Annotated in this window: 4 protein-coding genes; 2 read left to right on the top strand and 2 right to left on the bottom strand. The window is 68.8% G+C overall.

Going from position 1 to position 3,295, the window contains the following annotated elements; translation table 11 throughout:
* The coding region (locus tag ACOQFS_RS06835) for a HAMP domain-containing protein (RefSeq protein WP_421562150.1) at positions 1 to 1,118 on the bottom strand (1,118 nt) is incomplete at its 3' end.
* A gap of 148 nt (positions 1,119 to 1,266) precedes the next feature.
* On the opposite strand from ACOQFS_RS06835, the gene ACOQFS_RS06830 reads away from it, so the two are divergent.
* A complete protein-coding gene (locus ACOQFS_RS06830) occupies positions 1,267 to 2,133 on the top strand; it encodes a 3',5'-nucleoside bisphosphate phosphatase (protein WP_421562149.1) in 867 nt (288 codons plus the stop codon).
* A gap of 6 nt (positions 2,134 to 2,139) precedes the next feature.
* A complete protein-coding gene (locus tag ACOQFS_RS06825) occupies positions 2,140 to 2,775 on the top strand; it encodes an L-threonylcarbamoyladenylate synthase (RefSeq protein WP_421562148.1) in 636 nt (211 codons plus the stop codon).
* A 158-nt stretch (positions 2,776 to 2,933) separates the two neighbouring features.
* Here ACOQFS_RS06825 and ACOQFS_RS06820 read toward each other — a convergent pair.
* On the bottom strand, positions 2,934 to 3,295 hold a 362-nt coding region (locus tag ACOQFS_RS06820), incomplete at its 5' end, for a methyl-accepting chemotaxis protein (protein ID WP_421562147.1).

Raw genomic sequence — 3,295 nt, 5'->3', positions numbered from 1 at the left:
ATGTTGGTCTGGAAGGCGATGCCATCGATCACGCCGATGATGTCGTTGATCTTGCGCGAGCTGTCGGTGATCTGCTGCATGCTGGTGACCACCTGGCCCACCACCTCGCCGCCGCGCGCTGCCGCCTGGGCCGCGGTGCCCGCCAGTTGGTTGGCCTGGCGCGCGGTGTCGGCCGACTGGCTGACGGTGGCCGTGAGTTCTTCCATGCTGGCTGCGGTTTCCTCCAGGTTCGACGCCGTCTGCTCGGTGCGGGCCGACAGGTCCTGGTTGCCGTTGGCGATTTCGATGGACGCGGCCGAGACCGACTCCACGCCCGTGCGCACCTCGCTGACCACGCCGCGCAGGCGCCCCGCCATGGCCGAGAGCGAGCGCAGCATGTGTCCGAACTCGTCCTTGCGGGTGGACTGCAGATCGCGCGTGAGGTCGCCGCCCGCGATGGCGTCGAGCGCGTCCACGGCCTGGTCCAGCGGGTCGGTGATGGAGCGCACCAGCTGGCGCGCCAGCAGCAGCATCACCACGATCAGCGCCAGAGAGATCAGCAGGCCCTGGATGGCGTACGAGATGCGGCGCTCGGTGGCCTCGGCGCGGATGGCGTCGCGGCGCTGCTGCAGGACCAGCACGAAGTCGTCCTGCGCCTTGAGATAGGCGGTCACCAGGGGGGCGAACTCGTTGTCGGCAAAACGCTGGGTCTCAACGGCGTCGCCCGCGCCCTTGAGCTCCCAGGCCTTGGCAGTGGCCGCCAGCACGCGCTTGCGCTCGTCCAGCACCTTGGCGATGGCGGCTTTTTCCTCGGGCGCCGTGGCAGACGCCACGATGCCTTCCTGGATCTTGTTGATGCTGCCGATGATTTCCTTGACCTTGGCGTCGTACTGCTGCGCCAGCACGGCGTCGGTGGTCACGGCGCCGCCCATCACCATGTTGACCGCCGTTTCGGTGGCGCCACGCCAGCGCACGGCGGCCGAGATGCGCTCCTCGATCTCGACGACCGTATCGAGCGCCCGTGACATGGAGCTGTTGGCCCGGTATTGCTGGAACCCCGAGATCACCAGCATGGCCAGCATCAGCGCCAGAAAGGCGCCCCACAGCTTGCGCGAGACACGGATGTTGTTGAGTTGCATAGATTCTTTTCCTGGTTAACCGGTGCTGAACGGGCCTCGTGCCCACTTCGTTTACATGCACTTACATTCGTGGCCCTCCAATAGCCTACGCCAGCGCGGCCCCGGCGCGCGAAAGGCGCCCCCCGGGACAAACCCGTAGAATGAATCGGTGACCTCCTACCTGAACGCCGACCTGCACTGCCACTCCGTGGTGTCTGACGGGACCCTCACGCCCGAGGCGCTGGCGGCCCGCGCGCGGGCCAACGGCGTTGAGCTGTGGGCCCTCACGGACCATGACGAGATCGGCGGCCAGCACCGCGCCGCCGCAGCCGCCCGCGCCCAGGGCATGGCCTACCTCACAGGCACCGAAATCTCCGTCACCTTTGCCGACACCACGGTGCACATCGTGGGGCTGGGCTTTGATCCGGACGATGAACAGCTGGCCCGGGGCCTTGCGGCCACGCGCGGCGGGCGCGCCGAACGCGCGAAGGACATGGCGGACCAGCTGGCGAAGGTGGGCATCCCCCGCGCGTTTGAAGGCGCCCTGAAGTTCGTGGGCAACCCCGACCTGATCTCGCGCACGCACTTTGCGCGGTTCCTCGTGGAAACTGGCGTGTGCCGCGACACGCCCGAGGTGTTCCGCCGGTTCCTCACCGAAGGCAAGCCGGGCTATGTGCCGCACCGCTGGGCGTCGCTGGGCGATGCCGTGCGCTGGATCACCCAGGCCGGCGGCATGGCCGTGATTGCGCACCCCGCACGCTACAAGTTCAGCGCCAACGAAGAGTACGCGCTGTTTTCCGAATTCAAGCAGCACGGCGGCCGCGGCGTGGAGGTGGTCACCGGCAGCCACACGGCGGCCGAATATGTGACCTATGCCGACATGGCGCAGGAGTTCGGCCTGGCCGCCTCGCGCGGCAGCGACTTCCACAGCCCCGACGAATCCCATACCGACCTGGGCACGCTGCCGCTGCTGCCCGGTGCGCTCACGCCCGTGTGGGAGCTGTTGGCCCACCGCATCCAGCCGCCCGGCACCTGAAAGCCCATGGCCCAGTATTTCGAAGTCCACCCCGACAACCCCCAGCCGCGCCTGCTCAAGCAGGGCGCCATGCTGCTGCAAAAGGGCGGCATCCTGGCCGTGCCCACCGATTCGAGCTATGCCCTGGTGTGCCACCTGGACGACAAGGACGCGGTGGACCGCCTACGCCGCATCCGGCAGGTGGATGACAAGCACCACCTCACGCTGCTGTGCCGCGACCTGTCGGAGCTGGCGAACTATGCCCGCGTGGACAACCGCCAGTACCGCCTGCTCAAGCAGGCCACGCCCGGCCCCTACACCTTCATCCTCGAAGCGACCAAGGAAGTGCCCCGCCGCGTGAGCCACCCCTCGCGCAAGACCATCGGCCTGCGCGTGCCCGATCGCAAGGGGCTGCAGCTGCTGCTGGAGCTGCACGGCGCACCCCTGCTGGCCACCACGCTGATTCCGGCCGGCGAGAGCGAGCCCCTGAACGACCCGCAGGAGATCCGCCAGCGCTACGAAAAGCTGCTGGACGCCATCGTGGACGCCGGTGCCTGCCCGCTGGAGCCCACGACAGTGGTCGACCTGACCCCCATGGGCGAAGGTGGCGACCCCGAGGTGCTGCGCGAAGGGCGCGGCAGCCTGCAGGCGCTGGGACTGTAGGCGCCGGTTCCACGGCCTCAGCCCGGCCCATGGGTGCGCGCCCCTGGGCGCCGGCTCCACGACACGGCGCACGGCGCAACCCACACTCGCCCGGGCTCACATTGCCATCGCCTGGCCGCGCCCGTCATCAGCCAGACGGTGCGAGGCAGCAGACGGCGCTACAGCTTGAACGCTCCGACCGCCTGCTCCAGGTCGCGCGCCTGCGCGGTGAGGGCGGCGGCCGTGGACACCGCCGTCTGCACCCGGGCCGCCGTCTCCTGGGTGGTGCCGTCCATGTGCGACACGGCAGCATTCACGTGGCTGATGGCGTCGCTCTGCTCGCGCAGCGCATGCGAGATCTCGCCCAGCAGCGCGCTCACCTGGCCCACGGCGTTCACGATTTCTTCCATGGTCTTGCCGGCCTGGCCCACCTGGCCGGCGCCGCTCTCCACGTGCTCGACCGATGTGCTGATCAGTTCCTTGATCTCGCGCGCTGCCACGGCGCTGCGCTGGGCCAGGCTGCGCACTTCGCTGGCCACCA

This window comes from Paracidovorax sp. MALMAid1276 (genome assembly GCF_049198005.1).
Classification (GTDB): domain Bacteria; phylum Pseudomonadota; class Gammaproteobacteria; order Burkholderiales; family Burkholderiaceae_C; genus Acidovorax.
Note: the sequence above shows the minus strand (reverse complement) of the source record. Positions and strands in the feature narration are given on the sequence as shown.